This window comes from Georgenia satyanarayanai, assembly GCF_023715365.1.
GTDB lineage: Bacteria > Actinomycetota > Actinomycetes > Actinomycetales > Actinomycetaceae > Oceanitalea > Oceanitalea satyanarayanai_B.
This window is the reverse complement of sequence record NZ_JAMBNZ010000174.1, coordinates 1-385: the sequence shown is the minus strand read 5'-3', so window position 1 is coordinate 385 and position 385 is coordinate 1. Positions and strand designations below refer to the sequence as shown.

General features: G+C 76.1%; 1 pseudogene. It reads right to left on the bottom strand.

What is annotated here, in order from left to right:
- Positions 1-371: pseudogene (locus M3148_RS17555) on the bottom strand (bifunctional riboflavin kinase/FAD synthetase); the annotation flags it as partial.
- Positions 372-385 lie beyond the last annotated feature (14 nt).

Sequence of the window (385 nt, the reverse complement as noted above, 5' to 3'; positions counted from 1 at the left end):
CCGACGTCCGCGACGACGTCGACGGCGAAGCCGTGCTCCCGCCCCAGGGCCGCCATCGTGTGCTGGTCACCGGAGTTGCCGCGCCCGAATCGCGTGTCGTGGCCGACGTCGACGGCGCGGGCCCGCAGCGCGTCGCGCAGGTAGCCGGTGACGAACGCCTCGGGCGTGAGCGCGGCGAGGTCGAGGGTGTAGTGGAGGACGAGCGTCGCGTCGAGGCCGACCTCGGCGAGGAGCGCGAGCCGGTCGGTGAGACCGGTGAGGAGGGGCGGAGTCGTGCCCGGCCGGTGGACCTGCTCGGGGTGCGGGTCGAAGGTGAGGGCGACGGCGGGGACCCCGAGCGCGCGGGCTCGCTCCGTGGTGGCCGTGAGCACGGCCCGGTGTCCGC